This is a genomic window from Paenibacillus helianthi (genome assembly GCF_001909055.1).
GTDB lineage: Bacteria > Bacillota > Bacilli > Paenibacillales > Paenibacillaceae > Paenibacillus_AQ > Paenibacillus_AQ helianthi.
In genome coordinates, this window is sequence record NZ_LVWI01000002.1 from 512,346 (window position 1) to 530,241 (window position 17,896).

Annotated in this window: 14 protein-coding genes; 2 read left to right on the forward strand and 12 right to left on the reverse strand. The window is 48.5% G+C overall.

Annotated elements, in window-relative coordinates; translation table 11 throughout:
• Nucleotides 1-81: 81 nt before the first annotated feature.
• The 5 genes from A3844_RS04990 to A3844_RS05010 all read right to left on the reverse strand — a co-directional run bounded on the left by A3844_RS04990 (nt 82) and on the right by A3844_RS05010 (nt 5,146).
• Entirely contained in the window at nt 82-1,749 is a 1,668-nt protein-coding gene (locus A3844_RS04990; protein ID WP_074106764.1) for a DUF4179 domain-containing protein, read from the reverse strand.
• On the reverse strand, nt 1,709-2,272 hold the full coding sequence (locus tag A3844_RS04995; RefSeq protein WP_074085721.1) for an RNA polymerase sigma factor: 564 nt from the start codon (nt 2,270-2,272) through the stop codon (nt 1,709-1,711). The genes A3844_RS04990 and A3844_RS04995 overlap by 41 nt, the downstream gene beginning before the upstream one ends.
• A 138-nt stretch (nt 2,273-2,410) precedes the next feature.
• Nucleotides 2,411-3,322: a methyl-accepting chemotaxis protein gene (locus A3844_RS33700; protein ID WP_074085722.1), complete on the reverse strand. Its 912-nt coding sequence runs from the start codon at nt 3,320-3,322 to the stop codon at nt 2,411-2,413.
• A 233-nt stretch (nt 3,323-3,555) separates the two neighbouring features.
• The gene (locus A3844_RS05005) at nt 3,556-4,371 is read right to left on the reverse strand and encodes a DUF2935 domain-containing protein (RefSeq protein WP_074085723.1); all 816 of its coding nucleotides are present in this window, start codon (nt 4,369-4,371) and stop codon (nt 3,556-3,558) included.
• Between the two features lie 136 nt (nt 4,372-4,507).
• Nucleotides 4,508-5,146: a TetR/AcrR family transcriptional regulator gene (locus tag A3844_RS05010; protein WP_074085724.1), complete on the reverse strand. Its 639-nt coding sequence runs from the start codon at nt 5,144-5,146 to the stop codon at nt 4,508-4,510.
• Between the two features lie 126 nt (nt 5,147-5,272).
• Between A3844_RS05010 and A3844_RS05015 the strand changes: the two genes are divergently transcribed.
• Nucleotides 5,273-6,709: an MDR family MFS transporter gene (locus A3844_RS05015; RefSeq protein ID WP_074106765.1), complete on the forward strand. Its 1,437-nt coding sequence runs from the start codon at nt 5,273-5,275 to the stop codon at nt 6,707-6,709.
• Nucleotides 6,710-6,862: 153 nt separating this feature from the next.
• Here the strand turns inward: A3844_RS05015 and A3844_RS05020 are convergent, their stop codons facing one another.
• The 3 genes from A3844_RS05020 to A3844_RS05030 form a co-directional block, all read right to left on the reverse strand.
• Nucleotides 6,863-7,237, reverse strand: coding sequence for a hypothetical protein (locus A3844_RS05020; RefSeq protein WP_074106766.1), 375 nt, complete (start codon nt 7,235-7,237; stop codon nt 6,863-6,865).
• A gap of 157 nt (nt 7,238-7,394) precedes the next feature.
• Nucleotides 7,395-7,574 (reverse strand): YfhD family protein, encoded by a 180-nt coding sequence (locus A3844_RS05025; RefSeq protein WP_074106767.1) that lies wholly within the window; start codon nt 7,572-7,574, stop codon nt 7,395-7,397.
• A gap of 59 nt (nt 7,575-7,633) precedes the next feature.
• A complete protein-coding gene (locus A3844_RS05030; protein WP_074106768.1) occupies nt 7,634-8,005 on the reverse strand; it encodes a hypothetical protein in 372 nt (123 codons plus the stop codon).
• A 653-nt stretch (nt 8,006-8,658) separates the two neighbouring features.
• On the opposite strand from A3844_RS05030, the gene A3844_RS33705 reads away from it, so the two are divergent.
• Complete coding sequence (locus tag A3844_RS33705) at nt 8,659-12,765, forward strand: S8 family serine peptidase (RefSeq protein WP_074106769.1); 4,107 nt, start codon at nt 8,659-8,661, stop codon at nt 12,763-12,765.
• A 226-nt stretch (nt 12,766-12,991) separates the two neighbouring features.
• Here the strand turns inward: A3844_RS33705 and dnaJ are convergent, their stop codons facing one another.
• The 4 genes from dnaJ to hrcA form a co-directional block, all read right to left on the reverse strand.
• Nucleotides 12,992-14,116, reverse strand: coding sequence for a molecular chaperone DnaJ (gene dnaJ, locus A3844_RS05040; protein ID WP_074086315.1), 1,125 nt, complete (start codon nt 14,114-14,116; stop codon nt 12,992-12,994).
• Between the two features lie 119 nt (nt 14,117-14,235).
• On the reverse strand, nt 14,236-16,080 hold the full coding sequence (gene dnaK / locus A3844_RS05045) for a molecular chaperone DnaK (protein WP_074106770.1): 1,845 nt from the start codon (nt 16,078-16,080) through the stop codon (nt 14,236-14,238).
• A 102-nt stretch (nt 16,081-16,182) separates the two neighbouring features.
• Nucleotides 16,183-16,773, reverse strand: coding sequence for a nucleotide exchange factor GrpE (gene grpE / locus A3844_RS05050; RefSeq protein ID WP_244169680.1), 591 nt, complete (start codon nt 16,771-16,773; stop codon nt 16,183-16,185).
• Nucleotides 16,774-16,821: 48 nt separating this feature from the next.
• Nucleotides 16,822-17,853 carry a heat-inducible transcriptional repressor HrcA gene (gene hrcA / locus A3844_RS05055; RefSeq protein WP_074101911.1) on the reverse strand — a complete coding sequence of 344 codons (1,032 nt, stop codon included), beginning with the start codon at nt 17,851-17,853 and terminating at the stop codon, nt 16,822-16,824.
• Nucleotides 17,854-17,896: the final 43 nt, after the last annotated feature.

The window sequence follows — 17,896 nt, forward strand, 5'->3', positions numbered from 1 at the left end:
GGTGCCCTCACCCCCCAATGGGTCTGGACACCTCCAATGCTAAAAACCATTTACGTATTTTCCCTAATACTCACGGCGGATTTAAGGCTGCAGCTGTACCCGTGTCTCTTTATCCGGATCGTCCGTCGTGTAGAAGTACATATAGACAGAAGCCTCAGTCCCTTTGAAATTCTTATAGACATCAATCGCTTTATTATTTCCGTCTTCTCTAAAGTTAGTGGTTACAGGTTTGCCTAGCGGATCGTTGTATTTCCCCCCCATATTGGTCTGGTTGATCCCGCCAAAATGAGGGTCGTCACTGCCAGTTTCAATGTACAGGTCTTTTCCCTGCATGTAATACGTCCACTCCACAGGATAACCGCCAACATCGCGGATCAAGGTCTGTTTCTCAGTGGATATATTCTTTAAAAGTGTCGGAGCTTTATCTTCGGTATGAATCGTCACTTTATATTTTCCAACAAAAGTGATCGGTGTGCCCTCGTCAACCAACAGTCCTGCAGGACGCTCAAAACGAATCGTGATCAGATTAGGATCCTCTGTGGAGTATCCATAGTAAAAGCCACTTTTAAGTGTTCTGCCATCCACCAGCAGGAAGGATTTCTTATAGGGCATCTGCTCCTGAGCACCATTCCCTTTATATCTTATGGAAAGACGGATCTGTGTAGGAGTAATCACCATTTTCTCTATCGTGTTGCTGGTATCTCCAGGCTCCACCGGTACATCCAGCTTCTTAATAATCGTTCCACTCTCCATCTGCTTTTTGCTTAATTCCAGCTCAAAGGACCACGGCCCGGGAATGCTGCGCTCCTGCTTCCAGTATTGCAGCTTAAAGCGGGTTTGTCCTGGGGTAATTTCATCCGCCTTTAAAAAATGCTTCAATTTGTATTCCCCATGATCGCCCGGCTCACCGAAGGTGCCTCCAGGCAGCTCTTTCACCATAGTTGTACCGTTGTATGCGGCAATCTGCGGATAGACCCAAGCTTTGGCCAACGGATCATCGAAGGTAACTTCCCCTAAGAGCAGCAGTTTATCCTTGTTTTGAACCAACGGCTGAACATCTATTTTTCTCATGCCTTCCCGGCCGATGTTAAAGCTCTGCACTTCCGGTGATGCGGGATTCAAGGGAAGCTCCTTGGACTGCACTGTCTTCAAATCAATTGCGTCTGCAGTTAAAATAATCTTCGCTGTATCCTGACCCGGTGTCCAATCACTCTCAAAATAACCGTTATACCGCTGATTTTCCTCATCCCACTGCTCGTAGTTATATTCACCTTCCTTGTAGCTGCTATTCGTTCCCTTTAAGGTCATACCCTTCACATTCCAGAAATCGGTTTCTCTATGCTTCCCAACATCTAGACTATAAAGTATGACCGTTCGGTTCTCATCCACAATGGCTGTCTGAAGCGTAAGCGTCACCCCATCCTTGGTTATGGATTGGCCCAAATGCTGTCCAAGGTTCTGATCTAATGCCGCCTGAATCCCCTCATTGCTGCGTAAAAGGTTACCCCAATCATAGTGAATCGCCGCATATACAGGAGCCGCAGCCACAAGCACACTAAGCGAAACTACAGCAGCAATTTTGCTCCAGCTTCTTGGACGGCGGGGAATAGCAGAAGCTCTGCCTGCCTGTAACCAGGAGGAGTCGCTTTCTGCTTGCTCTATGTGTGTCCACATCTCATCGAAATCAGGATAAGTTATGGCTTGGTCTTCATTTAATTGACGCTTGAGTGCATCTTCCAGTTGCTTCATAAGGTTCTCCTTTCCACGCCTCTTCCGGCATTCCAGCTTCCAGCAGCACGTTCTTCATCAGCTTCAGGCCCTTGTGCAGTCTTGATTTGGTTGTTCCGAGCGGAATGGACAGCGCCTCCGACACTTCAGCCAGGCTGAAGTCGTGCATGTACCTCAAGGTCAGCACCGCCCGGATCTTCACAGGAAGCCGAGAGAGATGAACCACCCACTCCTGCGAGGTTTCTTTTTGCTCGATCAGCCCTTCTACTGATTTCGCCATACCTCTTCCCTGAAACAGATGAAGATTGTCCGCCAACTTGTGCTGCAGGCTGCGCCTGCGCTTCAGATGATTCAGGCAGGCATTCACCGTGATTTTCATGATCCAGGTTTTGAGATAATCAATACTCTGCCAATTGCTGCGAAAAACCGTAATAAAAACCTCCTGGCACAGGTCCTCAGCATCCGCCGCATCATGCACCATGTAATAGCAGGTCCGGTACACATCCTTATTGTAGGTTTCGAACACTTCCCGGTTGCTCTCCAACTCATGCGCCTCCTTTCTTCTTACCCTATGTATTCAACAAACCAGCCCCGTAAAAGGTTCACTTCTGGAGTATTAATCAAAAAAAACAGCATGGACCTCTTTCATTAAAAGGTCCATGCTGCTTATATAGTACTCCGGTCAGATAATATTCAGCACTTCACGGGCTTGGGTATCCAGTTCCTGCGCTGAGGTGGCGATCCCTGTGAACTCCTGCAGGGCGACCTCAACCTGCCGCTGGCTTTCTTCTACACTATTTTGAACCTGATCTATTCCTGAGGACATTCTGCCAATCTCCTCTGTAATGCCTTTTACGCTGTCACGTACCTCAGTGATAGAATCCTGAACCATAGCCGACAGCTTCCGGACTTCTTTGGCCACCACATCGAACCCGCGCCCGAATTCACCGGCGTGTGCAGCTTCAATTGCCGCGTTAAGCGCGAGCAGATGGGTCTGCGAGGCAATATCCCGGATCGTCTGCACCACACCTTGAATTTCTCCAGCTTTATGTTGCAGATTGACCAGCGTCACGGTATTCTCACTCGAGACTCCGGCGATTTTGTCAATGCTCAGCAGCAGCTCCTGGCTCCGCTCAATCCCTTTTTCTGCACGCTGATTCAGACTGTCGGCCATCTCCTGCATTCGCTCCACTACATCGCTAATGTTGATTTGCCTAGAGGTAATATTAGTTGCGACCTTGGTCACACCGATGACCAGTTTGTCTGTCTCATCAAAAATAGGCATATACGTAGCCTCCAGCCATACCGGATTGCCCTCGGAGTCCATCCGTTCGATTTTATCCTGAAAGCTCTTGCCGGAGAGTAAATCCTGCCAGAACATTTCATAATCCGGACTATTCACGAATTCAGGAAAACAAAATTCACGGTGCTGCATTCCGTACATATCCTGTGATCTGTACTTCATTGAGTTGGCGAAAACCTCATTGACATAGGCCACTTTGCGCTCAAGATTAAAGCGGATCAAGGCGAGGTTTTTTTCCAAAGCTCTAATAACGAGGGCATCTGTAACTTCCTGGGCCGATACATTCTCCATAATGACTTCTCCCCGTAACACTCAAATTTATGATCCTGCGAACTTCAAATTTTCACTTTATCCCTTTTTCATATTAACGGTTAAATCAGAGCTTTGGATTACAAAAATGAAGAAATTGTTCCATAAATCGTTACGGTAAAAAAACAATTTTATACTTCCTCCACAAAAAACAAAAAAACCGCAGACTTTTTGCCGGCGGTTTTGAGCCTTTGCAGCTAATTTCATTCGGAATATTAATGCAGGATTTCCCGTTTGTTCACTTTAACACCGGATAACGATTGATCAAACATATCGAGAATAAAGAGAAAGCGTTCTGCTTCACGGAATACATGATCCGCCAGTAAAGGGTGAATGATGCTTTTGATCCGGCATTCATCGATTAGATCACGTGCGGTTTTCTTGAAATCACGCAATGATTTTACAGATACCCGATTTTCGTCCACGAACTGGCTGAGGAGCGGAGGTGTTTGAGATTGCGGTCGCATGTGGCTCAAATCCATGGCCTGAAACAGTAGCTTATCAAAATCATTACTGAATTCCCGTGCTTGATCGACCAGTTTCCGTTCTGATGGGTCCAGCAAATGACCAATGAATTTGGCATGATCGGCCATGATCTTCAGGAAAAAGACATTCTCATCAATTATGGCATCAGGCAGCGGTTCGAGTCTTCCCGAATTCAGCTCCTCCAAGCGGTTTCTGAAATAATTAGCCTCCCGGCTAACATGATCCACCAGTAAAGGAAAATTCGTTTGTCCCGGGAGCTTGCATTGCAGGATCAGGCCCAGCACCTTTCTTTTGAACGCCCAGATATTGGTCGCCGCAATACGAACCTCCGTATTAAAAGCCTGAATGGTGTGGGGATCAACCCCAATCTGGAATTCATAGGACCTGCGCTCGATCTCCTCAAAAATAGCGTAAAACTGGTTGGCTTCATTCTTGAGCTGCGTATCCTCAGCCCTAAACCCCAAACCCAAAAAAAAGGAATGCTCCTTCATGATCCTGGACCAAAAACGTATTTCATCTAGCGACCGGGCCACAAATTCATCCAATGGCTATTCCTCCCTTGCATAAATGGAATCATCTACAGTTATGCATATGGAGTTTGGTTGTCCTCTATGATGGTTGTTACCTAACAATTATTGCCAAAATAGGCTCCCGCTCAAATATACAGCTTATCGGCAGCAACTATTGACGAACCAGCGGCAAAAAAATATCATCCACGATCTCCAAAATCGTTGAATCCGATACCGGTTCATGGGTGGTGAGGATTTCATAGCGCAATAAATCAGCAGGAAGAGAAATCACCCGCTCATTGATTTGTTCCAGTCTGACCTCACCACGCTTCTGCGCGTTTTTTAAAATGTTCTTCATGGCGATGTTCAACTTATCTTCAGTTTTTGGACGCATCAGCTGCGAGGACAGGTCATTGCCGTGGTACTCCACCATCAGAGCATGCATGGTTTCCGCGCCAATCTTTTGCATGGGCTTCGAGATTCCCTGAAGCAGATTAATCACATCCTTGCGAAGGTCCCCTGTTGCCGGGGCAAAAATATCCGGTTGGGGCACATGCTTGACGATGGCCGCAACCACAATCTTGACTTTGTTCGGCCAGCGGCGGTATATGGCGGTTTTGTTTGTTTTTGCCCGTACCGCAATATTCTCCATCGTCAGTTGGGCATATCCAACCTCTTCAAGCTCCTCCCAGGCAGCCTGCAAAATAGCATTCTCCAGGACATCGCCACGGCGGCGTGCGCCCTTGGGCTGATCCTCCTCCCCCTTTGATTGCTCAGGTGGAGATAACAGATCATTTTGTGTTTGATCCATAGCTATTCCTTCTTTCATATATATTCACCATTTTTTCATTGCATTTCAGGTAAAGATAGTATACCTTATTATCAATAAGGTACGGTACGTACCGTACCTTAAAAGGTGCGTGGAAGGAGTCTTTACATGTCAGATATTCAAGCCAAACCTCAAAAAGCACAGATTGAAAAGCTCGATCCTGCTGTACTTAAAGTAGCCCTTGTACTGGTATTCGGTGCTCTAGCGCCGCTGTTTGATTCAACGATGGTCAATGTGGCGATAGACACACTCAGATATGATCTGAACAGCACTGTTTCGGTCATTCAATGGGTAATTACCGGATATATTCTGACCATGGGCATGGCAGTACCGGTTTCCGGCTGGGCTGTCAATCGTTTTGGCGGCAAAAAGGTATATATGTTTGCACTCGTTGTATTTTTTGCAGGCTCCGTTCTCTGCTCTCTGGCGTGGAATCCTGGCAGTCTGATCGGCTTCAGGCTTCTGCAGGGAGTCGGCGCAGGGATATTGATTCCTACCTTGCAAACAGTGCTTGTCCAGACCACGGGTGGCCGAAATCTCGGAAGGGTGATGTCGATTATCAGTGTGCCAACCTTACTGGGCCCCATTCTCGGTCCTGTCCTGGGCGGAATCATGATTAACGCCTTAAGCTGGCGCTGGATATTCTATGTGAATATTCCCATTACTATAATTGCCCTTTTGCTGGCCTGGCGGGGAATACCGTCTGACAAGCCGTCCCCAAGCAAACAGTCACTCGACATAGCCGGTCTTCTTCTCTTGTCACCAGCCTTCGCCACGCTCATTTACAGCATTGCCCAGATCAGTAATTATGGCGGTTTGAAGGGCAGCCGGGTAATCCTTCCCCTGGTGACAAGTCTCGTCCTTATGACGGCCTTTATCATCTACGCTTTACGTACCAAAAAAGCACCGCTGCTTGACCTGCGTCTCTTCAAATCACGCATTTTTTCCGCTTCGAATGCTACAGTGTTCCTTGCAGGCATGGTCATGAACGGAGCTTTGCTCCTCTTGCCATTATACTATCAGCAGGTACGTGGTGAAAGTGTGCTCTATACGGGTGTACTGCTAATCCCTCAGGGGATTGGCATGCTGCTGACCAGAAGCTGGATAGGGAGGCTGTCCGACCAAATGGGCTCGCGGATCATCGTGATCCTAAGTCTACTTGTTACAGTAGCGGCAACACTGCCGTTTGCCTTCGCGGGTCCCGACACCAATCAGCTTCTGCTCTCAGCGGCGCTGCTGGTAAGGGGCGCGGCTCTGAACGGACTCCTGATTCCCGTTATGGTTTCGGCCTATAACGGATTACGCAAGGATCAGGTTCCACATGCAAGTATTTCAATACGGATTTTCCAGACCATCGGGGGAGCATTTGGAGCGGCCATACTGGCAACTGTCATCGCACATCAGCTTTCGGGCCATTCAGCACCAGATGCCCGGACGGTTGCAGACGCATTTCATGCAGCCTTTTGGTGGTCGATTGGATTCACGGTAGCTGCTTTTATTCCCTCAGTATTCTTGTCAAAAGCTGCAGCAGCAAAGAAAGCCTGACCGATAGCTATGAGTTCTAGTCCAAAGAGGGGCCTGCAGCCACAAATGGCTGCAGGCCCCTCTTTGGCAGATTTCCATCAACCAACGTTCTTTATTCCTCCCACTTATAAAAGAAGAAATGGTACACCATCCCATTCCATCCTTCTGGGACAGTTACTTTTTCGAACCATAATCGCCCATTTTAATACCCCAGACAGAATCCTTTTGGAAAGCTGCGGCTTCCCGCAACTCGGGCAATCTCGGGTCCTGAGGATAGTGCTGCTCCAGGTATGTGACAAAAGCCCGGCGAAAGCCAATCTCCGCCTCCAGCTTGTTGAATTCATTCGGATGCTTATCCATTTCCGCAAGCGCGCTCTCCCAGCGGCTTACATCAGCGTTCTCCGACTGCCCGCTGCGGATCTTAGCGGTTAGTTCACGCAGCTCTCCGTAAGCCCTTTTTACTTTGGAAGAGTAGACCTGCTTCTGGTTCAAAAAGGTTAGCAGTGCCACCACCAGAGCCAGCCCGCTCCATAACACGATGTTATCCATAGTAATCCCCCTATTTACCCTGTATGCTTAATTATACTACGTATTCCTTGGCGGAAGCAGATACTTCTCTCCCTGCTAGTAATGCTCCTGCCACACTCTCTGCCCTAAACGCAAAAAACCCCACAGCCGTGGGGTATCTTCTATAATAACTTAAGGTCTATTCCTTCTTCAGAATCTCATGAAGCTGACGTTTGTCAGCCTCCAGTGAGCGGTCCTGCGCCTCTAGGTCATCCGTGTCTGCTTCTGCCGCAGAATAGACAACATCCTCGGCCTTCGCTTCATAGAGCATTTTCATTTTGTCAGTCTTAGAGAAGATTTTCGAGTTCTCTCTGTCCATTAGAATTCCCCCCTCCCATATAGATTCATCCCTATAAGATTGTATAGAGCCCTAAGGCATCAGAGCATTCCGCCAGCCTCTTCAATTAAGGACAGCGCCTGATCAAAAACCTCTGAATCAAGCACAACCGTCAGCAAAATATCTCGGCCTGTCGGCCCTCCCTCTCCGCCATGACTCATCCCGCTGGCACTTGAATCCGCTGCCGCCAAAATTCCGGCAGAATGACTATCCAGCGTGGAATTAAGCGTCATGGTTGCCAGACTTGGAATATCCCCCGTCAACGGATTATTTCCTGAATATCGGGCGCCTCCCGGATATTTGCTGAACCGGTCTATCGACATATCAATAACCCGGAGGGATTGCAGCTTACGGGAGACTGCCTCTGCAGCTTCAGGACTTTTAAAATAAGCCAGTATATTTTTTTCGGACATCTATATCCCTGCCTTCCTGGAATGCCACACGCCATGTGTACCATTCTATTTTGGTTTCAGGGGGAGAAATTTATGCGTAACCTATCAAAAGTGGCATTGCCTTATAACCTTTCTGCATTTCCTACAAAAAAACTAGGATTTAGGGGACATCTCCATATTTTTTCCTTAATATGGTACAAAAGTAGTATATAACATCCCCCTGCTTAACTGTAAAATATACTTAATTTTATACATCCTGGTGCCTTACTTTACCGAAAAGAAACAAACCGCCAAAAGGAGAGGATAAATCACTAGAATTTAGGTTTTACACATTGATGGTATACCTTCTTACAGTCATTTACATGTTATGTTCTCTAACGCAATTCAAGGTTTGTATATTTTTCCTGGAGATATATCCAAGTTTTTCTGATTTGCTATTTCCATTATAAGGATGACCATGTCACATTTCACATCATCAAAAACGGTTTCATCTCAAAACTTCATAAATTTTATGTGGATTTTACATTTTACCGGTGGTAAAATCTTCTTAATATTTTTCCTACTAATCTAGACGGAAATAAAAGGGATCAATAGAAAAGGAGAATCCGCACTGACTGTCTGAAGCAGGAGAGATGTGAGCCAGAATTAACAACATAACTTGGAGGGGATTACATTTGGAGTGGACAAAACTACCTCGTAAGCTGTCTGTACTAGCCTTATCACTGGGCGTGACAGCCGGTATGATTCCGGGTGCGGCTTTCGCCGCCAGCAGCTTGCAGACGTCATCACTTAGCAATCATCTAACATCTTTGATTCAACCAAATCCGACTATTATTTCTCCACAGATCAACACCAAATCCTCAAATAATGTCCGGGTCATTGTTCAATTAAGCGGCCAGCCTGCTGCTGTCGGCAAATACGCGGCGAAGCAGGGAATCTCAGCTCTAGCCAAAACCGCTACGGAAGCTGCGGTAAAGAGCCAGCAGACCAGTGTGCTTGACCAGGCTAAAGCCAAAGGCATTGGCCTTACCGTCAACTACAAGTATGACACCATATTGAACGGCTTTGAAGTTAGCGTTCCGGCGAACAAGATTCCCGAGCTGGCAAAGATTTCCGGCGTTACTTCCATTTATCCGAACAGCACCTGGTACACTCTTCCTGATCAGACAGTAACCGATACTACTTATAGAAACGACAATGCTCCACTCGAGCAGATTCGTGCCACATGGGCTGCGGATCACGGAATTAATGGTGCAGGCTTGAAAGTCGGCGTCATCGATACTGGTGTAGACTATAAGCACCCGGACATCGCAGCAGCTTACAAAGGCGGCTATGACTCCTTTTATCAGGACAATGATCCTTATGAAGAAGTTCCGCTGACCCCCGATAAAGATCCATATGGCGTAGGCTATGAAGGTACTTCTCACGGTACGCATGTATCAGGCACCATCATCGGGCAATACACCGCAAAAAGTGATGTTGCTCAAAAAGGGGTAGCTCCCGGAGCGGATTTGTATGTCTACAAAGTACTGGGACGGAATCTTGAAGATCCGAGCAGAGCTTCCGGTTCATCCGCTCAAGTTATTGACGGTATTGAGCACGCGGTAAAGGATGGCATGGATGTTATCAACTTGTCCCTGGGTTCAGATTCCGAAAAAGATGTGAACTCCCCGGATTCGATTGCGATTAATAACGCCGTTTTGTCAGGCGTTGTGGCAGTTATCGCGAACGGCAACAATGGGAAAGCCGGATATTTTTCACTCGGTTCCCCTGCTACATCCCAGCTGGCGATCTCTGTTGGGGCCGTAAACAGTCCTATTAAAGCTTTCTCAGGCAAGTTCAAGACAGAAGCTGCTGACTCTGTTACTTCGGTTACTTATGACACCTATTATCCATTCAACGTTATGGCATACGAGCTGGGAAAATCTGATTTCTCTACAGTCATTGGCACTAAGCCTGTCAAGGTCGAATATGCTAATCTGGGAGCAAACGAAGATTATCCGGCGGGAGATCTCAGTGATACAATTGTTTTGGTATCTCGTGGTGATCTGACCTTTGACGTCAAGATTGCTAATGCCAAAGCCCATAAGGTTAAAGCGCTCATCATCTTTAATGGTAATTTTAAAACCGAAAATGGTAAGAAGGTAGCCATTCTGGATGAGAGCTATACAGATCGATCCGATTTCATAGGCCTTAACTTCGGTGATGGATACCAAAATGTACCAACATTTGACCTTGAAGGAGATAAGGGGCGTCAATTAGCAAGAACTATTCTTGCAAATAAGAACAAACCTACTTACTTCACTTTTAGCGCTGACTACGAGATGGAAATGACCCCAGGTGATGAAATGACAGATTTCTCCTCCTGGGGTCCAAATGTCGATGGCAATCTGAGCATCAAACCGGACATTGTTGCTCCAGGTGACGGAGTGCTGTCCACTTACCCTGCTTATGGTGGCGATTATTCCAAAGCGTATAAACGCAATAGCGGTACCAGCATGGCTACTCCGCATGTCGCAGGGTTATCCTTGCTGATCAAGCAGGCGCATCCGGAATATACACCGTTTGACATTCGTGCTGCTCTGGCAAACACTGCAGATCCGATCCTCTACAATGGAAATCCGGAAGACCTGTACCTTCAAGGTCCTGGACGGGCCAATGTTGAAAATGCAATTTTGACTCCTGCACTCCTAGAAGCCGTAGAACCTATCTCTATTCTTGACAAGAACTATCTCTCTCAAAGAATCACCAACTACAATCCTTCAACAAGCTTTGGAGTGCTGGTGCCAGGCTCCACGGCCAGCAAGGCACTTCAGTTGAAGAACGTCAGCAAAAGCAACGTAACATACACCGCTTCCGTTGACTGGAACTATGGTGATCCGAATAAGGTTACTGCTACATTGGACAAAACCACTGTAACAGCATCCGCATACGGTACAACCCAATTTAATTTGAATGTTACCGTTTCAGCTGACGCTGATCCGAAAAAGGATTACCAAGGTAAAGTTGTTCTGACAGCCCCTGGACAACCGGCGCTGCATCTGCCATTTACTGTCCATGTCAATGATAAGGCTGAACAGCCTGATTGGGGCACAGGCGTACAGGAAGCGGTGATTAGTTCGCCGATTGTGTATTCCAGCTCATCCGCTGTTCTTTCCTACAAACTGAAAGCTGAAGATATCAACTATTATGAAGTCAATCTGGTGGGTATGGACGATGCCAAAAAAGGGTCTTTCCAGGTATCCACTACGGGCGCACCGGATAAATTCTTTGCACCTGGCAGCTACAGCACGGTTATCGGAGCCACTTACCAGCCCTATGACAGCAACGGTGATCCTATCGTTGATGCCAACGGCAACCCTGCAGTAGCAACGATTACCGATGGGATCTATAAGCTTGAGATTCTGGCCATCACTGCAGAAGACAATACCAAAGGACCTATTAAGATTGACTTGAACCAAGAAGGCACATATTACAGCACCTATACCTCTTTCCGGTTTATTACAGGATCTGCTCCGTCAACAGGCGGAGGTGGCGGCGGTGTAGTTGCACCGACAACACCAGTGATCCCGGGTACAGCTAAATCCCTTGTGGAAGAAGGGGCAACACAGGTAACTGTAACCACGGTAACCGCATCGAAGGATGGCGTAACCACGGTAACCGTTAACGACACTGATCTGAAGTCAGCTCTGGCTAAAGCCGCTGCCTCCAAGTCTGCCGTTGTGATCTCCGTAGGCACCATCTCTGACAAATCTGCAGTGCTAAGCTTGACTGCTGATCAAGTGAAGCTGCTGGCAGGCATCCACTCGGATAGCTCCATCATTGTTAGTATTGGCGGTTCCGCTGTATCCTTGCCGGTATCCCTGCTCTCAGCTTCTCCTGCTGGTCAAAGCTTGAAGCTTGACATTAAGCAACAGCCTGACGCTGCAAGCAAGTTGTCTGCAAGTACCCCTGGTTCGACGGTAATCGGAACCCCGATTTCCTTTGAAGCTTCATGGACTACAGCTACAAGCAGCACTTACTTGAACGTTCCAAATAATGTTTTCATTAAGAGATCCTTTACAGTACCTGGTGCAATCCAGCCAAAAACTGCAGGCGTGCTCTTCGAAGAGAATGGACTGGTAACCCCGGTTGCTTCTGTATTCGCGCCTCAGACGGATGGAACGACAATCGTTACAGTTAGTCGCCCTGGCTTCTCGGTGTACGCCGCAGTAAGCAAACCGGCTGCTGCCTTCAAGGATATCGCTTCTTCCAAATCGGCTGCTGCGATTCAGACCTTGGCTGACAAGCTGATTATCCAAGGTACTTCGGCGACAATCTTCTCGCCGCTGAGCAATCTGACACGCGCTGAGTTCACCGCACTGTTGACCCGTGCACTTGGTTTGCGCACCGATGCCAGCGTTACCTTCTCCGATGTGAAATCATCGGACTGGTATGCTAAAGATGTTGCCGCTGCTTCCAAAGCAGGCCTGATTCTGGGCATTGGCAAAGGCAAATTTGCTCCAACTCAAAAGGTAACCCGTCAAGAGCTTGCTGTTATTCTAGACAGAGCGCTTAAGCTGACAGGAACCGAATTGAAGTCCGCTAATCCTTCGTTCACTGCTTACACCGACAGTGCCAAAGTAGCACCTTATGCGAAGGACAGCCTGCAATCCCTGTCCAAAGCCGGCATCATCGGCAGTGAAACTGGAACGACCTTCAATCCTACTGCTCCAGCAACCCGTGAGACAGCTGCTGCTGCTCTCTACGAGCTCCTTAACAAGATTGGTCTGATCGAGTAGTTCAGAGTATGCTTTCGGTTTCTCCAGCCTGAACCGGAGAACACCAAGCTGCTGTAACAAAAAGATCGTGTATGGCTGAGCCATACACGATCTTTTTTTGCGTTCATCCAGAAATAAATAGATCAACTTTACCCGGCAAAAGACGTCTGCCCGTCCTCTAAGAGAACGGGCAGACGTCTATGTGTAAATCAATATTTTATCGCTGTAACTTCAGAACCTTCAACAATCAGTCGCCGCGAAATGCACGCTTCACACGGTCAAAGAAGGATTGCTCCTGCTCATGTGTGTTTTCTCCATTGTAAGAAGCAAACTGGCGGAGCAGGTCTTTCTGCTCATCACTGAGCTTGCTAGGAGTCACGACGATTACACGTACATGCTGATCCCCTGTTCCTGAGCCGCGCAGATGTGGAACCCCTTTGCCTTTCAGCCGGAAGAAGGTTCCGGTCTGTGTGCCTGCCGGAATCTTGAGCTTTACTTTTTCCGTCAGGGTTGGAATCTCAATCTCGTCGCCAAGCGCTGCCTGTGCAAATGTTAATGGAACCTCACACATAATATCATCGTTCTCGCGTACGAAGAAATCATGCGTCTTCACACGGATAACAATGTACAAATCGCCTGCCGGACCGCCGCGTGTACCACCTTCGCCTTCGCCGGTCATGCGCAGCTGTGCACCGTCATCAACGCCGCCCGGAATACGGACATGAATCTTACGCTGTTTCTTGACTTTGCCTTGGCCAGCGCATGTTGTACATTTTTCCTTAATGATTTTACCAGTACCTGAGCAATTAGAGCAAGGACGGCGGTTTCGCATTTGTCCAAGCGGTGTGTTCTGAACGAACTCCTGTTGGCCGCTGCCATGGCATACGGAGCAGGTTTCCGGTTTGGTTCCGGGTTTGGCACCGGAGCCGAAGCAGGTATCGCAGGTTTCCGTGCGTGGAATGGTGATGTCGGTTTCTTTGCCGAATACCGCTTCCTTGAACTCAATGGTCATGGTGTACTGCAAGTCACCGCCGCGCTGCGGAGCGTTCGGATCACGACGGCCACCGCCGCCGAAGAACATATCGAAAATATCGCCAAGCCCTCCGAAATCACCGCCACCGCCGCCAAAGCCGCCGCCCATTCCCTGATTGGGATCCATATGACCATACTGGTCATACCGTGCACGCTGCTGGCCGTCACTAAGCACATCGTAGGCTTCCTTCACTTCTTTGAATTTAGCCTCTGCATCGCTGGCTTTATTGACGTCCGGGTGGTACTGGCGCGCCAGCTTGCGGTACGCCTTCTTCACTTCATCGTCTGATGCATCTCTTCCGAGGCCCAGAATCTCATAATAATCGCGTTTATCTGCCACTGCTTTCACCTCCGTACATCAATACTCAAACTCCCTGTTACATGTTAAAAGGAAAGTCAAAACACGGGATGCCCCGGTCTTGACCTTCCCTTCGTTCAAAATAAACTTATCGTCTAAGGTTACCCTTGATTCTTCTCGTCGTCAACAACCTCGTAGTCAGCATCTACAACATTGTCTTTCTTCGCGCCTTCAGAAGCTCCCTGGCCGCCTTCTGCGCCTTGTTCAGCCTGTGCCGCCTGTTCATACAGCTTCACGGACAATTGCTGTACAATCTCGGTCAACGCTTCTGTAGCCGCGTTGATTTCTTCCAGGTTGTCAGTTTCCAGAGCAGCTTTCAGCTTATCCTTAGCAGCGTTCGCTTTATCTACTTCAGAAGCGTCCACTTTATCGCCCAGGTCTTTGATTACCTTATCTGTAGAATACACGAGTTGGTCAGCGGAGTTCTTCGCTTCTACCAATTCTTTGCGCTTGCGGTCTTCCTCAGCGTGCAGCTCGGCATCCTTCATCATTTGTTCTACTTCTGCGTCACTCAGGCCGCTGGAAGAAGTGATGGTGATCTTCTGGCTCTTGTTGGTGCCCTTATCCGTTGCCGATACGTTTACGATACCGTTGGCGTCAATATCGAAGGTAACTTCGATTTGCGGTACGCCGCGTGGTGCCGGTGGAATCTCGTTCAGCATGAAGCGTCCCAGGGTCTTGTTGCCGTTCGCCATCTGGCGTTCACCCTGCAGTACGTGAATTTCCACGCTTGGCTGGTTGTCGGCAAAGGTCGAGAAGACCTGCGATTTGCTTGTAGGGATCGTAGTATTGCGTTCGATCATCTTCGTGAACACGCCACCCGCAGTTTCAATACCCAGGGACAGTGGAGTTACGTCAAGCAATACCACGTCTTTTACGTCACCAGTCAATACACCCGCTTGAACGGCTGCACCAAGGGCTACCACTTCATCCGGATTAACGCCTTTGTGAGGCTCTTTACCGGTAAGCTTCTTGATCGCATCTTGTACGGCAGGAATACGTGTGGAACCGCCCACGAGTACGATTCTGTTCAGATCAGCAGGAGTCATGCCTGCATCGCTCAAAGCTTGGCGGGTAGGTCCCAGTGTACGTTCAACCAGACCTGCAGTCAGCTCGTCGAATTTCGCACGGGTCAGGTTGATTTCAAGGTGCTGAGGCACGCCGTCAACAACCGTGATGAACGGAAGGGATACCGTAGTAGTCAGTACGCCGGACAGTTCTTTTTTCGCTTTTTCCGCGGCATCCTTCAGACGTTGTACTGCTGCTTTATCTTTGCTAAGGTCAATGCCCTGCTCTTTTTTGAATTCAGCTACGAGGAAGTCCATAACCACTTGGTCAAAGTCGTCGCCGCCAAGACGGTTGTCACCGCTTGTAGCTTTTACTTCGAAGAAGCCGTCGCCCAGTTCAAGAATGGATACGTCGAATGTACCACCACCAAGGTCATAGACGAGGATGGTTTGGTCTTCAGATTTCTCCAGACCGTATGCAAGAGCCGCTGCTGTTGGTTCGTTCACGATACGCAGAACTTCCAGACCGGCAATTTTGCCTGCATCCTTGGTTGCCTGACGCTGGCTATCATTGAAGTAGGCTGGAACGGTGATAACCGCTTGAGTAACAGTTTGGCCCAGATAAGCTTCAGCATCGAATTTCAGCTTTTGCAGAATCATGGCCGAGATCTCTTGTGGAGAGTAGTCTTTGCCGTCAATGCTTTCTTTGTGGTTCGTGCCCATGTGACGTTTGATGGAAGCGATGGTGCGGTCCGGATTCGTAATGGCCTGCCGTTTAGCTGTTTCGCCGACGATACGCTCGCCGTCTTTCTTGAAGCCTACAACCGATGGGGTTGTACGCGCACCTTCCGGATTTGGAATTACGACAGCTTCGCCGCCTTCCATAACCGCCACGCAAGAGTTGGTGGTTCCTAAGTCAATACCGATAACTTTACTCACAGTAATGTGCCTCCTCAAAATGATATGGAGCCTTGGCTCCAGTTGGATTTTCTATTAAGTAATGGATTGGAACTCATTTACAACCGGCATATATAGACAGGACTACATGCTGACTTTGACCATGGCTGGACGAAGAACCTTATCCTTCAGGAGATAGCCCTTTTGGACCTCTTCCGTCACGATGCCTTCCTCGTGCTCCTCGCTCTCCACCTGCATGATGGCCTGATGGTATTCAGGGTTGAAAGGCTGTCCTACCGATTCCATGGCTGTAAGGCCTTCAGACTTCAAAATCCCTTCCAGCTGCTGGAAAATCATATTCACACCTTTGTTAAAGGCCTCAAATTCCGGACTGGCCGGAACTGTGGCAATTGCGCGTTCGAAGTTATCGAGTACCGGAATCAGTTCACCTACCAGCTTGGCTGTGGCATACTGTGCCAGTTCCTCTTTTTCCTTCTGGGTACGGCGGCGGAAGTTGTCAAAATCGGCCTGCACACGCAGCGTACGTCCTTGATATTCTTCGGCCAGCTCCTGCAGGCGTCTTGCTGCTTCTCCAGTTCCCGAAGCCTCCTCGAAGGCCTCTTCCGAAGCTGCTGCACCATTCTCAGGGGCTGTTTCAGCCTCATCGGCAGCCTGATTCTCATGTATTGCCTGATCCTTAATTTCATTAGTATCCTGAATCTTTTCCTCTTTCAAGTTGTCTTCACCTCCTTAAAATCATTCACGAAATCAATTACGCTCTGTTCACTTATACCAGTGTGCCAGCATCGCTGTCAAATCCCGGGACAGAATCCCCAGTATGCCCATTACGCGCGCATATTCCATCCGGGTCGGACCCAGGATACCAATGCTCCCAAGCGCCTTCCCGTCCAGCGAGTACGTGGCAGTAATCAGACTACAGTTGGCAAAAGCCTCATGCTTGTTCTCCATGCCGATACGCACCTGCATTCCGGTCCCCCCGGATGCGGGAGTAAGCATTTTGAGGAGTGTAGGCGTTTCTTCCAGCAGGTCGAGAATATTCTTCACCTTATCGACGTCCTTGAACTCCGGCTGGGTAAGCATATTAGTCGCTCCACTGAGATAGATACGCTGTTCATGGTCACTTTCGAGTGCCGTGTCCAGTACCTTCATTAATTCCTCATAGTGGGAGATGTGGCGCTGCATTTCCTCCCCAAGCTCGGAATACAGCTGGCTCTTCAGCTTATAGAGCGGAACATTCACCAGCTTGCTGTTGAGCAGGTTAACTACTTTCTCCATCTCGGACAGAGAAATTCCCGGTGGAATACTTACGGTCTTATTCTCTACCTGGCCGGTGCTTGTAACAATGATCGCCACAGCGGTATTGTCATCCAGCGGCAGCAGCTGAAAATGGCGCAATGAAGTATGAAAAACCTCCGGCCCCAAAAGGATGGAAGTGTAATTCGTCATATTAGATAATATCATTGCCGCATGCTGGATAACCTGCTCCGTGGCATTAAGCTTCTCGGCAAAAAATTCACGGATCGTGCCCATTTCCGCCGATTCAGCCGAATTCCATGGAACCAGATGGTCCACATAATAGCGGTAGCCCTTATGGGAAGGAATCCGGCCTGCAGAAGTATGAGGCTGTTCCAGATAGCCCAGATCCTCCAAGTCGGCCATTTCGTTACGGATGGTTGCAGGACTATAGCCTACATCTCCCCGTTTGGAAATGCTTCGCGAACCAACCGGCTCGGCAGAAGTAATGTAATCATCTACGATGGCATTCAATATCATTCTCTGGCGTTCGGTTAACATGCAAATCCCCTCCTGTCGGCTGCGGCTCCCGATTCGTTAGCAC

Excerpts from the sequence above, each read along its gene's own strand:
- hrcA (WP_074101911.1), bottom strand. The coding sequence starts at position 17,853 with ATGTTAACCGAACGCCAGAGAATGATATTGAATGCCATCGTAGATGAT.
- A3844_RS05020 (WP_074106766.1), bottom strand. The coding sequence starts at position 7,237 with ATGGATAACATCGTGTTATGGAGCGGGCTGGCTCTGGTGGTGGCACTG.
- A3844_RS05025 (WP_074106767.1), bottom strand. The coding sequence starts at position 7,574 with ATGGACAGAGAGAACTCGAAAATCTTCTCTAAGACTGACAAAATGAAA.
- A3844_RS33700 (WP_074085722.1), bottom strand. The coding sequence starts at position 3,322 with ATGGAGAATGTATCGGCCCAGGAAGTTACAGATGCCCTCGTTATTAGA.
- A3844_RS04990 (WP_074106764.1), bottom strand. The coding sequence starts at position 1,749 with ATGAAGCAACTGGAAGATGCACTCAAGCGTCAATTAAATGAAGACCAA.
- A3844_RS05010 (WP_074085724.1), bottom strand. The coding sequence starts at position 5,146 with ATGGATCAAACACAAAATGATCTGTTATCTCCACCTGAGCAATCAAAG.
- A3844_RS05015 (WP_074106765.1), top strand. The coding sequence starts at position 5,273 with ATGTCAGATATTCAAGCCAAACCTCAAAAAGCACAGATTGAAAAGCTC.
- A3844_RS05030 (WP_074106768.1), bottom strand. The coding sequence starts at position 8,005 with ATGTCCGAAAAAAATATACTGGCTTATTTTAAAAGTCCTGAAGCTGCA.